Annotated in this window: 19 protein-coding genes; 17 read left to right on the top strand and 2 right to left on the bottom strand. The window is 53.5% G+C overall.

Features of this window, described 5'->3' with window-relative positions:
* The first annotated feature begins 249 nt into the window (after positions 1–249).
* From IT781_RS14275 to IT781_RS14235, 9 genes are all read left to right on the top strand, one after another.
* The gene (locus tag IT781_RS14275) at positions 250–1,605 is read left to right on the top strand and encodes a hypothetical protein (RefSeq protein WP_194970842.1); all 1,356 of its coding nucleotides are present in this window, start codon (positions 250–252) and stop codon (positions 1,603–1,605) included.
* A gap of 30 nt (positions 1,606–1,635) precedes the next feature.
* Positions 1,636–2,439: a transporter gene (locus IT781_RS14270; protein ID WP_194970841.1), complete on the top strand. Its 804-nt coding sequence runs from the start codon at positions 1,636–1,638 to the stop codon at positions 2,437–2,439.
* Positions 2,440–2,793: 354 nt separating this feature from the next.
* A complete protein-coding gene (locus tag IT781_RS14265; RefSeq protein ID WP_194970840.1) occupies positions 2,794–3,132 on the top strand; it encodes a hypothetical protein in 339 nt (112 codons plus the stop codon).
* Between the two features lie 474 nt (positions 3,133–3,606).
* Positions 3,607–4,167 carry a recombinase family protein gene (locus tag IT781_RS14260; RefSeq protein ID WP_194970839.1) on the top strand — a complete coding sequence of 187 codons (561 nt, stop codon included), beginning with the start codon at positions 3,607–3,609 and terminating at the stop codon, positions 4,165–4,167.
* A gap of 4 nt (positions 4,168–4,171) precedes the next feature.
* Entirely contained in the window at positions 4,172–5,803 is a 1,632-nt protein-coding gene (locus IT781_RS14255) for an IS481 family transposase (RefSeq protein ID WP_370527012.1), read from the top strand.
* A complete protein-coding gene (locus IT781_RS14250) occupies positions 5,793–6,764 on the top strand; it encodes an ExeA family protein (RefSeq protein ID WP_194970837.1) in 972 nt (323 codons plus the stop codon). Before IT781_RS14255 ends, IT781_RS14250 begins: the two co-directional genes overlap by 11 nt.
* Positions 6,765–6,966: 202 nt before the next feature.
* On the top strand, positions 6,967–7,626 hold the full coding sequence (locus tag IT781_RS14245) for an integrase domain-containing protein (protein WP_194970836.1): 660 nt from the start codon (positions 6,967–6,969) through the stop codon (positions 7,624–7,626).
* A complete protein-coding gene (locus IT781_RS14240) occupies positions 7,610–8,173 on the top strand; it encodes a helix-turn-helix domain-containing protein (RefSeq protein ID WP_194970835.1) in 564 nt (187 codons plus the stop codon). Before IT781_RS14245 ends, IT781_RS14240 begins: the two co-directional genes overlap by 17 nt.
* Positions 8,170–9,393, top strand: coding sequence for a DUF1173 family protein (locus IT781_RS14235; protein WP_194970834.1), 1,224 nt, complete (start codon positions 8,170–8,172; stop codon positions 9,391–9,393). Before IT781_RS14240 ends, IT781_RS14235 begins: the two co-directional genes overlap by 4 nt.
* A 148-nt stretch (positions 9,394–9,541) precedes the next feature.
* On the opposite strand, the gene IT781_RS14230 is transcribed toward IT781_RS14235, so the two are convergent.
* Positions 9,542–10,141: a Uma2 family endonuclease gene (locus IT781_RS14230; RefSeq protein WP_194970833.1), complete on the bottom strand. Its 600-nt coding sequence runs from the start codon at positions 10,139–10,141 to the stop codon at positions 9,542–9,544.
* A gap of 26 nt (positions 10,142–10,167) precedes the next feature.
* On the opposite strand from IT781_RS14230, the gene IT781_RS14225 reads away from it, so the two are divergent.
* The 4 genes from IT781_RS14225 to IT781_RS14210 all read left to right on the top strand — a co-directional run bounded on the left by IT781_RS14225 (position 10,168) and on the right by IT781_RS14210 (position 13,732).
* Positions 10,168–10,563, top strand: coding sequence for a hypothetical protein (locus IT781_RS14225; RefSeq protein WP_194970832.1), 396 nt, complete (start codon positions 10,168–10,170; stop codon positions 10,561–10,563).
* Between the two features lie 39 nt (positions 10,564–10,602).
* On the top strand, positions 10,603–11,358 hold the full coding sequence (locus tag IT781_RS14220) for a hypothetical protein (RefSeq protein ID WP_194970831.1): 756 nt from the start codon (positions 10,603–10,605) through the stop codon (positions 11,356–11,358).
* 78 nt (positions 11,359–11,436) lie between these two features.
* Positions 11,437–12,285 (top strand): hypothetical protein, encoded by an 849-nt coding sequence (locus tag IT781_RS14215; RefSeq protein WP_194970830.1) that lies wholly within the window; start codon positions 11,437–11,439, stop codon positions 12,283–12,285.
* A 475-nt stretch (positions 12,286–12,760) separates the two neighbouring features.
* Positions 12,761–13,732, top strand: a complete 972-nt coding sequence (locus IT781_RS14210) for a nuclease-related domain-containing protein (protein WP_194970829.1) — start codon at positions 12,761–12,763, stop codon at positions 13,730–13,732.
* Positions 13,733–14,138: 406 nt separating this feature from the next.
* Here IT781_RS14210 and IT781_RS14205 read toward each other — a convergent pair whose 3' ends face one another.
* Positions 14,139–14,309 (bottom strand): rubredoxin, encoded by a 171-nt coding sequence (locus IT781_RS14205; RefSeq protein WP_194970828.1) that lies wholly within the window; start codon positions 14,307–14,309, stop codon positions 14,139–14,141.
* Positions 14,310–14,936: 627 nt separating this feature from the next.
* Between IT781_RS14205 and IT781_RS14200 the strand changes: the two genes are divergently transcribed.
* The 4 genes from IT781_RS14200 to IT781_RS14185 all read left to right on the top strand — a co-directional run bounded on the left by IT781_RS14200 (position 14,937) and on the right by IT781_RS14185 (position 18,582).
* The gene (locus IT781_RS14200) at positions 14,937–16,175 is read left to right on the top strand and encodes a DNA/RNA non-specific endonuclease (protein ID WP_228779157.1); all 1,239 of its coding nucleotides are present in this window, start codon (positions 14,937–14,939) and stop codon (positions 16,173–16,175) included.
* Positions 16,176–16,814: 639 nt separating this feature from the next.
* A complete protein-coding gene (locus IT781_RS14195) occupies positions 16,815–17,069 on the top strand; it encodes a hypothetical protein (RefSeq protein WP_194970827.1) in 255 nt (84 codons plus the stop codon).
* 143 nt (positions 17,070–17,212) lie between these two features.
* Positions 17,213–17,617: a hypothetical protein gene (locus IT781_RS14190; RefSeq protein ID WP_194970826.1), complete on the top strand. Its 405-nt coding sequence runs from the start codon at positions 17,213–17,215 to the stop codon at positions 17,615–17,617.
* The gene (locus IT781_RS14185) at positions 17,614–18,582 is read left to right on the top strand and encodes a hypothetical protein (RefSeq protein WP_194970825.1); all 969 of its coding nucleotides are present in this window, start codon (positions 17,614–17,616) and stop codon (positions 18,580–18,582) included. Before IT781_RS14190 ends, IT781_RS14185 begins: the two co-directional genes overlap by 4 nt.
* The last annotated feature ends 76 nt before the right edge of the window (positions 18,583–18,658 follow it).

The raw sequence follows: 18,658 nt of genomic DNA, 5'->3' as shown, positions 1-18,658 counted from the left end.
ATAAGGAGCTGTGCTATGCGTGAGGTGTCGTTGGATAAATGACTGCGGCGTAAGGCAGGGAATAATCAGAGGCTTATTCCCTGCGTTTCTCAATTTTTGCTTAAAAAACTTCTATTCAAGCTGAGATTCATCCTATAAATACAGCTGTTTTTTACTCAAAATAATCTGTACATCTTATTTACCACGCTTCGTCTGCATCTGTATTGCTTCAGTGTTTGAGGCTTTAGCGGCTTTTTATCAGGAGGATTTATGGCACCCTACCCTCGGTCGGACAAGCGGCCCCTCGTGACAGTCCTTGGCCTGAGCCTGCTTTTTCTAGCCGGGCCGTCAGCGATGGCTTGGGAACAGCGCAATGAGGTCTCCTTTCTGCGGGGGCCTTACAACATAGAATTTTTTGATCGCCATAACCGGTCTTTCCGCTACTCCGCCGCGATCCATTTTGCCCATGCCAAACAGCACGATATCCTACAATTGACCCCTTTAAGCCACCATGAAGAGACAGACCGGGAATCCGACGCCGAATTCGTGCACATGCTCTTCAATCCGCCCAGGACCGAGCCGACCATGGCCTATTACGGCCCTTATATCGCCCGGGTCGCCTGGCAGCTTTACCGGGCCATCGACTGGACGCATATGCATCACGAGCAGACCTACGACATCCTGTCCGACCAGAGCATCCCCTGGCAGGACAAGAAACAATGGACCGACCGGTCCGTGCACTATTATCTGACCCAGCTGGATATTCCCAGGAGTCCTGCGCCCTTGGATGTCACCATGCGCAGGGCCGGGGTCATGATGAAGCCTTACTTTACCTATTTCCGCAATTACTACCCCCAGTCGAACAACTTTTTCTACGTGGCGCACTGGTGGCATCCGGCTATCTATGAAGCCATGATGACCGGCGGCAATGACCGGGAGCAGGAAACAATGGTCGAGCAGACCAATGCCACGATGGAAAGGGAGATACTCAAAGACCGTCCCCAGAGAATGCTGCTGTCTCGCGAGGTCATGCCCCGCTACTCCCGCCTGAGCCCCGAATCGGCCAATATTTTTGACAACCTGCACATGCTCCATGGCATCGCTTATGACATTCTGGCCTACGAAGGCTGGAATCTGGAGCAAAAGCAAAAAGAGCTGTACCGGGTCATCAAAGCCATGAGCTACCAGCCCGGCGACGAAAAGCTGGTCCGGAAATTCAGTCTGCCCCACCCAGACCTGGACATCCGCGTTTACTATGACTGGATGAAAGGCACGGAGGGTGACATGAACAGGATCATGAAGGAGATGCTGGAGGAAATGATGCCCGCCATGATGCCGGAAGGGGTCAAGCCTGGCATGAAGCAGCAGATGATGGCGCAGTTCCGCCTGAAACTGACGCCCGGCATGCAACCGGGCGAAAAGCAGGGCTCGTTAATGGATGCCCTCAAGGCCATCATGCCGGCCATGAAAATGATGCCCGAAGCCATGGAGCCGGGAGCCACACCGACCAAAATGATCGAAACCATGCTGCGGAGCTGGCAGAAGAAATATGCCGATATGCCGGACATGGAGCCTATGGCGATGGCGTTGGAGCCGTCCATTCCCCAGGCGCTAAAGAAGCCCTAGCCATGAATTGACTGGATGAGGATATCTGCAATGAATCGAAAAAAAAGACAGCGAACTCCGAAACGCAGCAATTGGCTGGAGAAGATTTTTCAGGTGCTCGTTGGCGGGCTGCTGGCGATATCAATACTGCCTCCCGCCCAAGCAGCCGACCATACCAATCTAGAAGAAGGGCTGCCCACCCAGGTGGTCGATGCTTACGCCACGGCCTATCTGAATCGGGAAATTCAAGGCCTGTTCCGCTATGAGCATACCGATGACAACAAGGATCGCTTTGTCCTGGCGCCACGTCTGGAATACGGCTTTGCCCGCAATTGGCAGCTGGAAGTGGAGGCCCCTTTCCTATTGGGGGATGCTGACCGGACCGGCAGCGGCAATGTCCGTCTCGGAGCGCTGTATAACTTCAATATAGAAACACTGACTATGCCGGCCTTTGCCGTATCGGCCCGGGTGGACATCCCCTCCGGCAAGAACAGCAATGGCGCTGACACGACCTTGAAGTTCATCGCGTCCAAAATGCTGGTCAGAGGCGACTGGTGGAACGTCCTGCATTTCAATATCGCCTGGAATCACAACAGCGGCCGGCTGGACGATGAGCGGGAGAATTATTACCAAGCGGTTTTAGGCTACAGTTTCCGGATAGGCACGGATACGATCATGATCGTCGATCTGGTGCGTCGGGAGGAACGAAAAAAGCATGAGGAATCGAACCTTGTGGAGCTGGGCCTCCGCCGGCAGATTACCCCGTTAATGGTGCTGACCGGCGGGCTCGGGGCCGGATTCGGCGATGAATCGCCTGATGTTCAGGCAACTGCAGGCTTTCAATATTCATTTTAAAAAATTCGCTCTAGGTGAAAGGAGCGCCTGATCTGTATGGACAGAATCTGGGACTGTTGCCTTGATAGGCCTAGTGTGCCAGCTGATACGCAATGGGCGACCCATGGGACATTAATATTTTTACCCTTGCTTTAATTAGATGCATGTAATTCCGCTCATGCACCATTGCTGTGCAGCTTGTCTCAATTGCAAGCTGAAGAATAGCTAATCGACCGGCTTCAATAATGGCTCAGTTTGTGCTTAAAGTAAAAGCTCATAGCGGTAATGATGAGCCGGGTCTCGTGCCTCTATGAATTATAAAAAACGTGATGAATCAATTGTTTCTTTCACGGCTAATAAATTAGGAGGACATCCATGAAAACAAAGTTACTCATTGCCTTACTTTTAGCCATAGGCTTAGCCACTGCATGCAGCGAAATGGTCTCTCATCCCATGGACATGAGCCAAGCTCTGGAAAACGCAGCATCCAAGGCCGATCATGAAGCGCTGGCAAAGCATTACGAAGACGCGGCGAGAGACATGCAGCTTAAAGCCGATGAGCATAAAAAGCTTCTCAGCCACTATGAGGCAAAAGGCTATCTCTATGGTAAGCGGGCACTAGATCTTCAATCGCATTGCCGAGGATTGGTTAATGCCTATGAAAAAGCGGCCCAAGAAAACCTGGAAATGGCAAAGCTGCACCGTCAACTGTAGTATTTCCCAAGCCAAGGGATGGAGCTTTACCATCCCTTAGTATTCTGATTGATTTGATGTCAGTAATTGTCACTTTTCAAAGTCGACGTCAGCAGTAATCAGTCAGAACCTGCGATCGCCATGATGGACGCAAACTAAAATGTCATAGTCGATATCAGCAAATTTCAAAGCCGATGTCAGTATGTTGCAAATTGTCGAAGGCAATGTCGGCAGATTGCAATAAGAGGGTATATTTAAAGTTTTATGTCTCGCTCAGATTTTCAACTTTCTGCTGACATCAAGCTTGACAATCCCGCTGACGCCGGCTTTGAAAAATGACATGCCTTCTGAAAATGACAATAGCTGTGTTCTGTATGGGTATACTCAAACGGAACAGTGGCATGAAACACAAAAAGTGTCTCATTAGGGTTGTTTTGGCACATTTTAGCTGTTATTGTGCTAGGGTCTAAACCCTAGCGAGACAAATCAGGACTCATGGCTATTTACGGTTACGCCCGCGTCTCCAGTGCGGATCAAGATTATTCTCTTCAAGAACAGGCGTTGCGTACGGCGGGCTGCGAAATTATCCGGGCCGAGAAAGCGTCGGGTACCGCCCGCACCGGCCGCACCGAGCTGGAATTGCTGCTGGAGTTTCTGCGCAAGGGCGACACGCTGGTGGTCACCCGCGTGGATCGTCTGGCCCGCAGCATCAAAGACTTGCAGGATATCGTGTACGCGCTCAAGGAGCGCGGCGTCACGTTACGGGCCACTGAACAGCCGATTGATACGCAGAGCGCGGCCGGCAAGGCCTTCCTGGATATGCTGGGGGTATTCGCCGAGTTCGAGACGAATCTGCGCCGCGAACGGCAGTTGGAAGGGATTGCGGCGGCCAAGGTCCGGGGCGTTTACCAGGGCAGGAAACCTTCCGTTGATAGTGGGGCAATCAAGGCGCTACGCGATCAACAAAAGCTCGGGGCCACCGAAATCGCCCGGCAGCTCGGCATCAGCCGGGCCTCGGTTTACCGGGCGCTCGCCAAGCCTCACGCCGAGACCTGACTTGATCCCGGCCGATTCGCTGTTACGGCTGCGGCAACGGCTGGATCAATTGCCGCCGAAAAGTCCGGAGCGGGCCGCCCAGGTGGCGGCGGTCGCCAATCTCTACGGCGTCTCGTCCAGCACCGTCTACCGGGCACTGAACCACGTCAATAAACCGCGCTCCGCGCACCGGGCCGATTATGGCAAGCCGCGCAAGCTATCGCACTCCGAGCTGGAACGCTATTGTGAACTGATTGCCGCACTCAAGCTCAGGACCACCAACAAGAACGGGCGGCACCTGTCCACCCGGCGGGCCATTGAGCTTCTCGAGGACTATGGCGTGGAAACGGCCGAAGGCCTGGTGCAGGCGCCCAAAGGCCTGCTGACGCGGCCCACCGTGAACCGCTATCTGACGCTCTGGCGTCTTGATCAGCCTCGCCTGACCCGCGAGCCGGCAGCCGTCCGCTTCCAGGCTGAACACAGCAACGACTGCTGGCAGTTCGACATCTCGCCGTCGGACCTTAAGCACATCGACAAACCCGACTGGATTGACCCAGCTAAAGGCCAGCCCACCTTGGCGCTGTTCAGCGTAGTCGACGACCGCAGCGGCGCCGCTTATCAGGAATACCGCTGCATCTACGGCGAAGACGCGGAGTCGGCGCTGCGCTTTCTGTTCAACGCCATGGCGCCCAAGGCCGACGCCGCCTATCCCTTCCAGGGTCGGCCCCAAATGCTCTATCTGGATAATGGGCCGGTGGCGAAAAGCCGGGTGTTCCAGAACGTGATGCAGGCGCTTGGCATCGACTGGCAGACGCATCTGCCGGCCGGCAAGGACGGCACGCGCACCACGGCCCGCTCCAAAGGCAAGGTCGAGCGTCCGTTCCGGACGGTCAAGGAAGCCCATGAAACCCTCTATCACTTTCACAAGCCGGAAACCGAGCAACAGGCCAACGAATGGCTGCTGCGCTACCTGCTGAACTACAACGCCCAGCGGCATCGTTCCGAACCGCACTCACGGATTGATGACTGGCTGACCCATCTGCCCGCCGAAGGGCTGCGCGAAATGTGCACCTGGGAGCAATTCTGCCGCTTCGCCCGCGAGCCGGAACGGCGTAAGGTCGGCAGCGATGCCCGTCTCAATATTGATGGCGCCCAGTATGAGGTAGAGCCCGCCATGGCCGGCGAATCGGTCATCCTGCTCTGGGGCCTGTTCGACGACGAGCTGTTTGTCGAATTTGACGGCGAACGCTTCGGACCGTACCGACCCGTCTCAGGACCGATTCCGCTGCATCGCTACCGGGCCTTCAAACGCAGTCAGGCCGATCAACGCGCTGCCCGCATCCGCTCGCTGGCGGGGCAGCTCGGCTTGCCGATTGCCGCGTTGTCCGGCAACGATGTGCGCCTGGCGGCGCCAGAGCTCTCAGCGGCTATGCCCCGGCAGCCGTTCGATACCGAGGCGCACGAGTACCATTATCCAACGGTCATTGTCGCCAAGCTGGCCATCGCCGGCGAGCTGGCGACACCGCTGGCCAAACTGGCGCCCGAGGATAAAGCCTTCATTGACCAGGTTCTGGCCGAAACGCTGACACGCCGGATTGTGCTGGCGAAAGTCAGGGATTATTTCCGAGATAAAACAGGAGCACAGCATGCGGGTTGAAGTGATGCAGTATTACGGACTGGCCAGGCCCTTTAACCAGGCGGGCTATTATGAAACCGCCCACCACCAGGCACTGATGAAGGACATCCGTGGGGCGATCCACGAAGGGCGGCTCATTGCGCTCTGCGGTGTGGTCGGCAGCGGCAAAACGGTGATGCTGCGCCGGCTTCAGCGCGTGCTGGCAGAAGAGAAGAAAATAACCGTTTCCAAGTCATTAGCCATCGATAAACACCGCATCAAGCTGGCTACTTTCATCGCGGCCCTGTTTTACGACCTGTCTACCGAAAAAAACGTGCGCATCCCCAGCCAGGGCGAAAAGCGCGAGCGCGACTTGCGAGAGCTGGTACGCAAGAACAAGCGGCCAGTGGCGCTGTTCGTAGATGAAGCCCACGATCTCAATGGTCATACCCTGACGGGCCTGAAGCGTCTGATGGAACTGGTCGAGGATGGTGATGGTCGGCTGTCGGTCGTGCTCGCAGGGCATCCCAAATTGCGCAACGATCTGCGCAAACCCACGATGGAGGAAATCGGCTACCGCACCGATGTGTTTTCCCTGGATGGCATCGCCGGCCATCAGCGTGAGTATCTTCAGTGGCTGCTCAAGACCTGCTCGGAAGACCAATCCGAAACCGACCCTATCTTGACTGACGATGCCCTGGAGCTGTTAGCCGCCAAGCTGCGCACACCGCTGCAAATCCAACTGCACCTGACCTTGGCGCTCGAAGCCGGCTATCAGGCGGGCGAACGACCCGTTCCGGTTGAAGTCGTTGATTCAGTGTTATCACGCCAGATTGATGATCTGGAGCCTACGCTGACCCGGCACGGCTACCGCATCAAAGACCTGACGGAGCAATTGGATGCGAAGTCCGCCGACATCAAAGCACTGTTCAACAATACGCTGGATTCGGTGCGGGCAACAGAGTTACGCGAGAAAATGCTGCGGGCCGGGCTGCCCATTTGACGCCTGCGATAGTTGCAGATAATTTGAGCCCGAGAGAATCGATTGCAAGCCCATGCGGGTAAATGCGAGCTCGGTTGCAGATAATGTGAGCCGGGCCGGATTTTCAGTCGCAGCTAATTCGAGCCGAAACTGGGGATAATTGCGAGCCCGGCCATTTTCAAACGCGAGCCACTACATGTATGTTTCCGCTGTGAATACCGTCATGAAGTTGGCCACTCTGGGCGAGTGGCAGTCTGTCAGCCCCACCCGGGATTGCGGGATTCCACGGCGCAACTACCTGCCCGAACACAGCCGGGCTATGCCGGCCTTCCAACACGACACGCTCGTGGCTCGGGTCGATGAGCGTATCGGCGTTCTGCTGACTCTGCAGCGGACGCTGGGTCTTCGCTTCAGGGAATCGGTTCTGCTCGATGCTAGGAAAGCCCTGTGTCAGGCTGCTAAAGACAGCTATGTCATAGTGATCAGCGGCACCAAAGGGGGCCGGCGGCGGGAGATTCCGGTCAGCGGCGAGGCCCTGAAAGCGCTCGAGGCGGCCACCGGCATTCAACACGGACGCTCGCTGGTGCCCGACGATATGTCCTACGTCGATTTCCGCAGCGAATGTTACGCCCTAGCGCAAAAGCACGGCTTCAATTTCCATGCGGAACGCCACCATTACGCCCAGCAGCGCTATCAGGCCCTGACCGGCGTTCCCGCCCCGGTTACCACGGGCGTGCCGCGCAGGGACTGGCTGGAATTCATGGCGGAATTTCTGCAGGTCGAGGTCTCGGCCGCGGAGGCTATCGACCGCGAGGCCCGGCAGACCCTGTCCAGAGAGTTGGGGCACAACCGGCTGGAGGTGACTAATGTCTACATTGGTTAACCAGATTAGATCATTGGCGCACGCTTACGTCCGCGGCGGTTCCAAAACCAACCGCCGCCTGCAGGTGGGACGCATACTCAAATTCGTGGCATTCGTGGAAGAAACTGAGCGGGTGCACAATCTCCATGAGCTAGGTCAACGTCATGTCATTAATTTCTGGAAAGGTCACCGGGACCTGGCCCCCAAAACGGCCCATGACTACTGGCTGGCGCTGTGTGCGCTCTGGCGCCTGGCCGGCAAGCCCGGCAGGCCGCCCAGGCCGCTCAGCTTTTCCGGTGCGGACGCCGGCCGGGGGTATCGCCCTACAGGCCAGAAGCCCGGTTCCTTACCGGACATGGAGCCCTTGCCGTCGCTCGACGACATCAGCCAGGTCCTCAAAGGGCAGCGCCACGCGCAGGCGCTGACCGTCGAGGCCGTGGCCTGCGTCACCGGCGTAGCGCCTGACGCCATCGCCGCCATCGAGGCCGGCAGAGACTTGGCCCGCTACAGCGACATTGCTGCCATTTTCGCGTTTTATGCCACCCTACCCTGCAGGAGCCAATCATGAGCAGAATCATCATCAACAATCGACACTACGACCTTGGGTGGCTGTCCGATCCGGAAAATGACAGCGCGCAGAATCTGTTGCGGAAACACTATCAAAATCCCATCCGCCCCGTCTGCGGTTGCCTGTCCATGCCTGACGGCAGGAATCGCGAACTGTCGATCAGAAAATGCCGCCGGTTTCTCCTGGCCAGGCTGCCGAAAACGGGCGAAAACCACTCAATTTTGTGCCCATTCTATGGAACCAGCGAAAGCCGCGCGACAGCTAACGGCGGAGCGCAGCCGGCCATCATCGAGCGCAACGGCATTGTAAATATCAATCTGGCCAGCTATCTCCGTGTCGCCATGGACCTGAAGGGAGCCGGGGGCGGCGGCCATGCTCCGGCAGGCGCCACTCGCCCGACCATCACGCTGCTCGGCCTGCTGAACGAGAGCCTGCACCAGACCCGGCTTAATATTTGGTATCCCAATCGGCAGCGGAAGCGTAGTCTCACCACCCTGCATAACTGTATCCTGGACATGGCCCAGGACATGGTTATCGAGGGCGAAAGGCGCCGCTTAGCCGACATGCTGGTAATTCCTCACTGGCTACAGGACAAACCCGGGAGCCTGCGAGGGAATCGCGCAACGCTGTTCGTGAAGACGACAAAGCCTGAACGGGCCGCGATCATCATCGGCCACGTCACCCGCTGGATACCGTCGAGGCGGGAAACGGGCGGGATCGGCGTGGGGCTTGACCTGCTCGATGAGCTCCTGTGGATGACCCCGGAGACGGCCGCCGCGGCCGAACGAAGCTTCGGCCAGCTGATCTCCGAGATCGACAAACGCGACCGTCACATCCTGGCCATCTGCACCGTATTTCGCACCGGCAAGTACTGCACGATCGCGGACCTGGCGCTGCTGCGCACCAACCTGCAATTCATTCCGGTCGAATCGGCCTATGAACTGCAGATCGCCGACAAACTGGTCGCGGAAGGCCGGGCGTTTCGCAAACCGCTACGCGTGGACGGCAGTGGATTCAGGCCCGATTTCGTCCTGACCGACGGCGATAAGGATTGGGCGCTGGAAGTTTTTGGCATGACTCGGGATCCGGCCTATCAGGCCCGCAAGGAACGCAAGTTGAAAATCTATCACCAGCAGCGGATCCCTCTCTGGTCCTGGACGCCGGAAGACGACGATGCCGTGCCGGATTTTCCGGAGCGCGAAACGAAGCCGGCGGGGTAGCGGCTATTGTCGGCGGCCGCCATTACCGGTCCGCCCCCCGTCCGCCTGCGCTCTGAAGGGTCAGGATGGGTCGGGGGCGGGTCCGGGTTCGACGCTGGCGCTTGCCTGCCGGTTAAGCCCGAAGGCCGCCGCAGCGCGGCTTTCGGGCTTACTGGCCGGCTGAAGGCCGCCGGCGGCATCGGAATTCACGCAGTTCCTCGTTATCGACCCGCTCATAGATTTTCTCGACCGGCAGCATGAGGCCAATGGACTCGAACAGGGCCTCGTCGTCCAGATAGTAATACGCAGACCGCCAATCATTGGATCGGCGGAGCACGTGCACAGAGATAAAATCAGTCTCGATCAGGACATATTCCTGCAGGGACGGCAGGTTCCGATACCGCACCAGTTTGGTCGTGGTATCCAGGCGCCGGCTGGCCCTGGACAGCACCTCGACAATGAGCACGGGGTTGGTCGAGAACGCATCCTCGCCCGACAGGGAGTCGCAGTCGACCAGCACGTCCGGGTAAAAATAGTCCGGGCCGACGCGCACCCGCAGACCCACCGCAAAGGCCTCGCAGGGCGTGCCTTCCAGGTGGATGCCGAAGTGACGCGCGACATTGCCGGTAATGCGGGCGTGGTTTCGCGTTGAATCGGCCATGGGATAAGCCCGGCCGTCAATATACTCGCGTCTGATGTCCGAGGCGGGCTCCGTTTTCAGGTAGGCCTCCTCGGTCAGGCGATTTTCCGCTTCATCCTGATAGGTCATGGCAGTCTCTCCGGCTGATGCAATTCATGGGATTGCCCGGCATTGTCGGCCAAAAAGGCGGCGAAAACAAGCGTTCTGGACAAGCCTTTGCTTCGGCCGGCATCTCAGCGAGAGCCCGCACGGGCCGAAGACGGGAGCGCGCTCAGGGCATCAGCCTCACTCCAGCCCGGCTTCGTAGTATCGCGGCCGCCCCCTCAAGCAACCGACCCGAAAATGCCCCTGAATCTCTCGCTTTCAATCCGGGCTGCGCCCGTTCGGCCAAACCTCCATGCTGTACGGTCATGCCGGCCAGCAAGGCAGCCGGGCCTCCCCCTGGGCCATTGCCGGCGCCGTTTGCCCGGGAGACCGCTCATCATGTCCAACTCCGGACACAGGCCGGTTTTTTGGCGCCCGGCCGGGGTTGCATCTTTTTCGACCTATAGATAATAGCGGTACAGCCCTTATTTCAGAGGAGAATAAAAATGGACCTGTTAACGGTATACGCCCAAGCCCCAACCCACTTCGACAACCACGCGCGCGTGCGCGTCTACTGGCGCAGCGGCGCCAGCCGCCAGAGCGCCGTCGACGTCACTTTGGCGCTGAGCTGCCAGGACCCGCTCGCGGCGGCCGAGGCCATCGCGATCCGCTACTTGCTGGGCGAGGCCTGTATCTTCAATGCCAACCGCACCGGCATCAACTTGAAGCTGGTGGTTTCGAAAGGCGCTATCAAAAAAATGACCCGCCAGGCCACGCGTAAATTCGACCTGTACGAATACGGCTACCCCCTGCTGACCCGCTATGCCGAAGCCGAAGTGGCCATCTCCAAGGACCGGTCCTGGTTTCCGAACGCTGACCGGTTGGGCGAGATCCCGCTGATCGACGGCGAGCGCCGGCGGGGCATCGAAAAGCTGCACAGCGACGGCATGGGCCTGATCGCGGTGACGCGGCACGCCCTGGAGCGCTATGCGGCGCATTGCGGCACGCTCGACAGGAACACGGCCTGGAAGAACCTGCACCGTCGGCTGAAAGGGCGCCTCGACCAGATCCCGCTTCCCGCCCCCGTGCTTCGGCACAAGCTCAAAAAATACGGCGAGGCGCCGGAAGTCTGGAAGCATCCCGACAATCCCTTGCATTACGTGTTTTGCCATCAGGGCGACCACAAGCTGCTGGTGACGGTATTCAACAAGGATCCCGATGAGCCCCGGGTATTCCGGCCGGCCCTGGCCAACCGATGCTGATAGTCAGCCCGCTTTTTTATGTCAACCCTGTCCGCCGCAGAAAAGGCGGCCCACGCTTCACTTAAGGAAATAACCCTCATGAATTCGCATCTCCGTCTATTCGCCGCCGCAGGTCTGCTGGTTTTAATTGCCGGCTGCACGACCTTCAAACCCTACGCGCAAAACCCGTTTAACCCGAACGCGCGGATCAAAGCCGATTCTCCGGCATCCGGCTCGGGCCAGGCTTCGGACTCGGCGGCGCTGCGGGCCGCAGATCTGAGCCTGGCCGCGGCCAGCCGTCCCATCCCGGGCGCTCTGCCGCACGGCGCCGAGGTCGGGATTGCGGCCGCCGCCCTGCTGCTGGGCGGGACGTCCAGGCCGCCGGTCTCGGCGGACAACGCCAATTATCTGGTCATCGCCATGCCGCTCGCTGATGCTAAGGACGAAGCGGACGCCCAGGTGAAGATGGGCGCCCTGGTCGAGCATGCGATCGTCCGTGCCCTCTCGCCCGCCTACCGGACAAAAATTGTCGAGTATGATGACCACTATGCCTTTGGGCAAGTGCTGAGGCCTCGCTGGCTCCGGGTCGACGGCCCCCAGTGCGAAAACTGGTCGTGCCAGGTGACCGCTCCGATACCAACCGAACAGGCCGCGCAATGGGAAGGCGAGATGGAAACAGCCACGCACAAGGGCCAAGCAAGTTACCAGTATAAGCATGCTTTCGACGAAAAGATCGGCTTCGTGAAAATCGTCAAGGAATATGACAAGGACGGCCTCATCGCCGGTCTTCGGCATTTCGTGGAGGGCCGGGAGCTGCCCGACTTCGATTACCCGGCCTTCTACCAGCGGGTCTCGGCGCAGCTTCCGGACTGGGCCAATTTGCGCGTCGCCCTCGCCGGCCGGGGCCTGGCGCCTTATACGCTCAGCCGGGGCGCCAAAGTCGAATAAGGCTAAGCCGGGCCGGGGCCTGCGGCCGACTGAAGCGCTTGATGGGCCTGATGATTCTGACTATTCAGGCCAAGCGGTTGCCAAATGTCCGGATCCAGTCATGATTGACCACCCAAAAGCACTATGACAAGCGGGAATTTCGTTCGATTTCTGAGGCAGGATTCGCTGCTTTTCTGAAGAGCATAACTACCGATTGATCTTAGCCAAGTCGAATGCTTCACCCTTGACCAGCTAAGCCTCGAACACAATCCAGTGTCTCGGCTAACGAGTCGAGACATTAGTGATGGGCGACCATAAACGTCAAAAAATTTATTTATTGTCTGGCTACCCTTCTTTCCAAAATATCGTTCGAATCGGTTTTTAAAGGACTCGGTTTCAATTAGCTTATTATTGATGTATATACAGGTCCGTTTTATTAAAATATTATTTTTCGCTATTTTTAGCATAAAATTCAAATTCATAATTCTGGAAATAAATGATTATAAAAACCAGAGATTCAAAAGACCAAGATATTGCCGAATTGCAGGCGCTGTTGGATGAAAACATAACCAGCACTCAGCGCTTTCTTATTGAAAGAGAGCTAAAGTCAATAAAAGCCGGAGCGCATGGCGAAGACGATGCGGCTTATTTCATTGACTTCTACTATAGCCATTCCAAGAACTGGGCAGTTATTCATGATTTACGGATTGAGCACAATGGTCAAGTTGCTCAGATAGACCATTTGCTCATCAATAGAATGTTCGAGTTCTTTGTGCTGGAGTCGAAAAGTTATGCTTATGGGGTAAGAATTACTGAGGTCGGCGAATTTGAGGCTTTATACCAAAATAAATATTTTGGAATGCCATCACCTGTTGAGCAAAACAAAAGGCATATTACTGTTCTGGAAAAACTGATTAAGGACAATGATATTTTACCTAAGCGCTTGGGCATAAGAATTCAGCCAACGTTTAGGAGTTTTATCCTCGTGTCACCTAAATCGGTCATCACTCGTCCTGATAACAAGAAGTTTGATACCTCTTCTGTGATCAAGGCGGATACACTAAAAACAGTAATTGATAAAGAACTCGATGCCATAAAGCCAACTGATCTGGCGCAATTAGCAAAAGTTGTATCTGGCAGTACCATACAAGAAATAGCTGAAGTGTTAGCATCTTATCATTCACCCGCTCAGGTGAATTTCAAAGCAAAGTTTGGAATTAAAGAGGTAAATTACGAAACTGAGAATCTAGCAGTGGACGAGATAATTACCGAGCTTGAGCCAAAGGTGGAAGATGCTTTTATGGCTGCTAATAGTTCATCTCAACCTCAAAATTCTTGGTCCAAGTCGAAGTTTTTTTGCGCAAAATGCAAAACGTCAATTACAGAGAAAGTAGCGAAATTCTGCTTCAATAATAAAAAGAAATTTGGTGGCAAGGCTTATTGTTTTGATTGTCAGAATCAGATTTAACCAATAATCACCGTGTTGCTCCAGGAATTTGTCAACTAGCTGGAATTATGGCTGGTGATTTTTTAGTCAATTTAACTAAAATTCATAAATTTCAATAGATTATAGTTCAATGTCAGGATTTAATGACAAGGTTATCCACAGATTTTGTGGATAATTAGATTCAATGCCGTTAATCCTTATTGGCAACAGGTTTATCGATAATAGCCCGATATCTTTTATAGTAAAGACAAATGTAGCAATAGTATGTTGGATACTAATTTATGCTGCCCATCCAGGAACAAGTAAGTATCATCTTTCCTGGACAGGCCAATTATCGTTGTAAGTATGATGCAAGTAACAAATTGCTTTGCTCTATCCAACAATAAATAGCATCAACTGCTAAGCGTCTTGCAATGAATAAAGGGAACTACGCCAGCAGCTTGAAAAAACTTTTTGGAGCGCCACAAATGGGGCAAGCCCAATCCTCTGGAATGTCTTCCCAGCGCGTGCCAGGCGCAATGCCAGAATCTGGGTCACCTTTTGCTTCATCATAGATATGTTCACATTCCTGGCAATGGTATTTACGGTAGTCAGTCATCTCAGCTTACCTCATCAGCATCATTATTTTTTTACCTTATAGGTTAGCTTTTTGGCAGTGTCAATGGGCATTGAATATTGGTCAGTAAATAGGCTCAAAATTATGTCTGGGCCTAAAAAATAGTTCTGAAAAAATGTTATTTTGAAAGTGCAGTATTGCAAAAACACTGCAGGCTGCGTAATTACTCGGCTTCAATCAAGCACTTCGCCTTTTGAAGCTGCAGGATAAGTGCAGAATTCACCGATGAAAATGCAGGGCTGGCTTCACCAGGAAAGTACAATTGCATCTTATCTTTTCCTGGACAGGATAGTTAAGTGACAGTGGACAAAAGAGAAACGGGAAACTCAACAATTTCAATATCTAAATTATGGCATACGCCAGACTTGGCACAACATTAAAATTACTATTTGCTATCAATCCAAAGCAACCAGCCCAAATTGAGCTAAGCTATCTTTTGATATTATTCCGCTTAAAAACCAAATACGAACGATCATGACGAGTTAGGCAAAACTTATCAATCTAGGCTGGCTGGTAAGAGCTAGATTCTGCTCTAGGGTAATGTTGAATTTGCCGCTCATGGTCTATAAAGAGAAAAAATAATAAACAACAAACTTCAATTAAGTAGTCATGCATCTATACATCATCCGTTTTTTCATCCTGCTAGGGATATTTTTTCCCGTACTTGCCTGCGCAATTACTCCGGTCTCGCATCTAGCTAATAGCCGTGTTTTCACCTATGCGGAAGCCAACTATCCAGACATTTTCACTGGCAAGGCGGCAGAGGAAGGCCATTACCAGCAATATCTCTATCGCTACTATCCAACCAGTGGCAACTATTTAGGCATTGACCCAGCAGGCGATATTTTCATGCTAGGCCCTTATACCGATAATGAGCTGACAGCTGTAGGCAACGTGGCTGATTACGACAGTGCTGTCACGGCCTGGGAAGACGCCCAGTCTGTCACCTATGATCGTGTGTTTTCTTATGCGGAAGCCAATTTCCCTGCTATTTTCACCGGCAAGGTAGATGGGATGAGCATCAGTCCTCAATTTCCCTATTATCGCCACTATCCGATCAGTGACAACTCTTTAGGCGTTGACAGGAAGGGTGATATTTTTATCTGGGGGCCATATACAGGCAGCGTACAGACAGCTGTTGGCAACACAGATGATTTCCGCAGTGCCATTCTGGCCTGGGAACACCAACCAAGCTTGAGGCTCGATTATCCGGGCTTTACGGTCTGGCTGGATTGTGCAAAACGAGGTGCTACCAAATTTCAGTATGTAGCTCAACGGGATACAGGCAATGCAGCACGTTACGACAGTTTCTTTCTCGATCCGAATGTTCCGGCTGACTGCCAGCAAACCAGCGCCAGTGCCTATGGCATGAACTATGATAGAGGTCATCTGGTGCCAGCCAACCATCTGGATGCCTCAGCCGAAGCCATCAAGGCCACTAACACGATGACCAATATTCTACCGCAGGCCGCTAATATGAACAGGGGCGCTTGGTTGCAGACCGAAGAGATCGTTGAGTGTTATCGGGATATTGATGAACTATTGGTGATTGGTGGCGTAATCTGGGGCAATGATCCGACCGATGATGCCTTTCTCCAGTCGCATAGTGTCCAGACACCCGATGCATTCTGGAAAGTCATTATTAGGGGGACAGGTCAGGATGAACAGGCGATTGCCTGGATTGTGCCCAACAGTCAGGAAGCCACCCGGGATCATCTGGATCAGTATTTAGTGAGCATATCTGAACTGGAATTTAAAACCGGTGAAAAAATACCGGTGGCTGATTATGCCAAAGATAACAAGCCCAGCCAGTCTTGGATGATTCCGATAGGATGCAACAAAAGCTAGAAACCCGGGGAATTATCAAGATTGGATGTATGGCCGGAATGAGGCGGCTTGAAGCAGCCCTGATCGACTCAAACCGGCCAAGAAGGATCGATCAAGAATTTCAATCAAATGGCAGCTGCAATACAGAAAACTGTTGTTCAATGCGGAAGGTCAGGGGCTGGTGGCCAGCGTAGCTAGCTGACCGTTCCTTGGACCTTTTTGTTGGGCGGATATGGGGCTTATACATGGACACGTGATTAACGCTTTAGGCCCAATTTGGCGGTGACCCGCCAAGTATCATCATAAGCGCCAAGTAAGAGGAATTGTTGCCTCACACTGAGGACATCTCATGGTTTTTTTCCTTGTGGCTTCGGCGATGCCGCCCGCATCCTGAACAGTCATCACGCTACCTTATATCGTGCAATCGGTAGGTTCGTACCATCTGCTGACGATGACTGAGTTTGAGCCGTTTTCTCAAAACGAACGCTTCGATTCGCTTGGCCGGTGCCATTCTGTCGGAACCAATCCGCATTGACTTTTACGCCAGCCTTCCAATACTATTTGCCTAGTATGAAGAAAATATAAACAGTCAAAGTTGCATCGATTGCTTATCCTCTGATACCCAGCTACAAGGGCACTTTTGTTCCAGGAATCAAAAACATGGCAGTTACACAAAAAATCGCAAGCAAGATGAGTAGGGTCCCCTATCACCCGACAACCCATAAATCTCTATTGCTCCGCTATTATTATCTGCGCGTATTGAATGCTTTCCAGCTGACTTGCAGTGTCGAGCATGCCAAGGCTTCCTTAGGCCTTGCCAAAACCTTGCCAGCCGAAACAGACGATGGCAGGAGTCTGGGCCATTTTTCCGAGGCCAGTTACAAGTTATCCCGGGTATATAGTCTGACGATCTGATATCTATCGCCGATCTTTAAAACTACATTAACCACAAAGGAATGTTCATGTCCCAATTGTCAGCGTTTCTAATATGCATACCTCCCCATAACTGCTGGTGTCGTGATTGTGGGAACCCTATGGTGAGGATTGAGGATAATTAGATGTTGATAATTAATCGCTCACAGAAGCATGGCATCGTATTGAATCGTCGTAACTTGCTCATCAAGGACGTTAAAGAACATCTTGCCGAGTACCGCCCTGACCTTTTTCAAATTTATCCAAAGCCTTATCTGCTTTGGGCGATCAATGACAGCATCGATATTGCTTCTTCATTTAATATAGATGACGTCTATTCGATGCGTCTGTTCGTCAGGCTCCGCTGGGATATCGCTCCTGGTTTTTACAAGCAAGCCCAAATTGAAAAAGTGCTGAATCAGACAACTCGTACTGCAGAAGACCGCTTTAACGAGCTGGCAACCGATAACTTTGCCGAAGCATGGGAAGAGGCACAGAAATTTAACAACCCGCGTGAATGGCGCACACGCTTTTGGGAGATGGAAACATGACGGATACCTATAACGATGCGCTTGCCGAGCAAATGAAAAAAAACGTTTGGGATAATCTCAAAAGTGAAGCTGCAAATATGACGCCAATGGAGTATGCCACAGTATCCGCGGATATTGCCGGCATATTTGATCCGACTCCGGTTAGTGACGGCGCAGGCTTTCTACTCTCGGCTGCACAGGGTGATGCCTTAGGCGCATTACTGTCCTTGGGCAGCATGATCCCTTATGCAGGCGATGCGCTGGCTAAGCCTGCCAAGATTGTCAAGCGTGCGCCGAAAACAGCCAAGGCTTTGGAGGCTATGTTACAGGCGAAGGATAATTTAGCCAAAGTAAGCAAAGGCGTTCTCAAGGAGAGCGGTCTCAACCCTGCAAAAATCGCGGAAGCCCGTACAGACTTTTTCAAGAATAGTGGCCTCAGTCTCGAACAAGTTGCCAAGGCACGCAGACAGGCATTAGATAAAGTACAACAAGCCATGCTTGATGCCAAGAACAAAACGCCGGGGGTTGAAACCTGTCCACGCAAGCTTGTAGATGAGGTGACAGGAGAAAAGCGCCAGCTGCAGATGCCCATTAGCGGTAAGAATGGAAAATGGAAAACACCAGAGGGCGAGCAACCGGTAGATGGCAATGGTATTTTCGAATTTGCTGAGCCGAAAAAACTACCCGACGGACGAATGGTAGAAGAAATCGAGTTTCGAAACGGTGCGCCAGATTTCGATAAGTATGTCGAAGGCAGTAAATATGATCTTTGGGAAGTTGATGGAAATGCAAAAATTGATGGTGATCAACTTGCAAAAATGATGCGCGAGACTAACCCCAATTGGAATCCTCCTTCTAAAGATGACTTTGTTTTGCATCATTTTGAAGATGGAAAAGTCGGTTACGTTCCAAAAGTAATCCACAATAAACCAAGTGGCGTCGGACATACGGGCGGTAATTCCATGACTAATAATCAACTTTTTTGAGGAGAATTGTTGTGTTTCAGATTCCAGAATCCATGAAAATTTATTGGGATAGCCGTGGCAAAGCAAAAGCAACGGC

The sequence above is a fragment of the Methylobacter sp. BlB1 genome, from assembly GCF_015476545.1.
In the GTDB taxonomy this organism is placed as follows: Bacteria; Pseudomonadota; Gammaproteobacteria; order Methylococcales; family Methylomonadaceae; genus Methylobacter.
The sequence above is the reverse complement of the archived record's forward strand: the minus strand, read 5'-3'. Positions and strand labels throughout refer to the sequence as shown.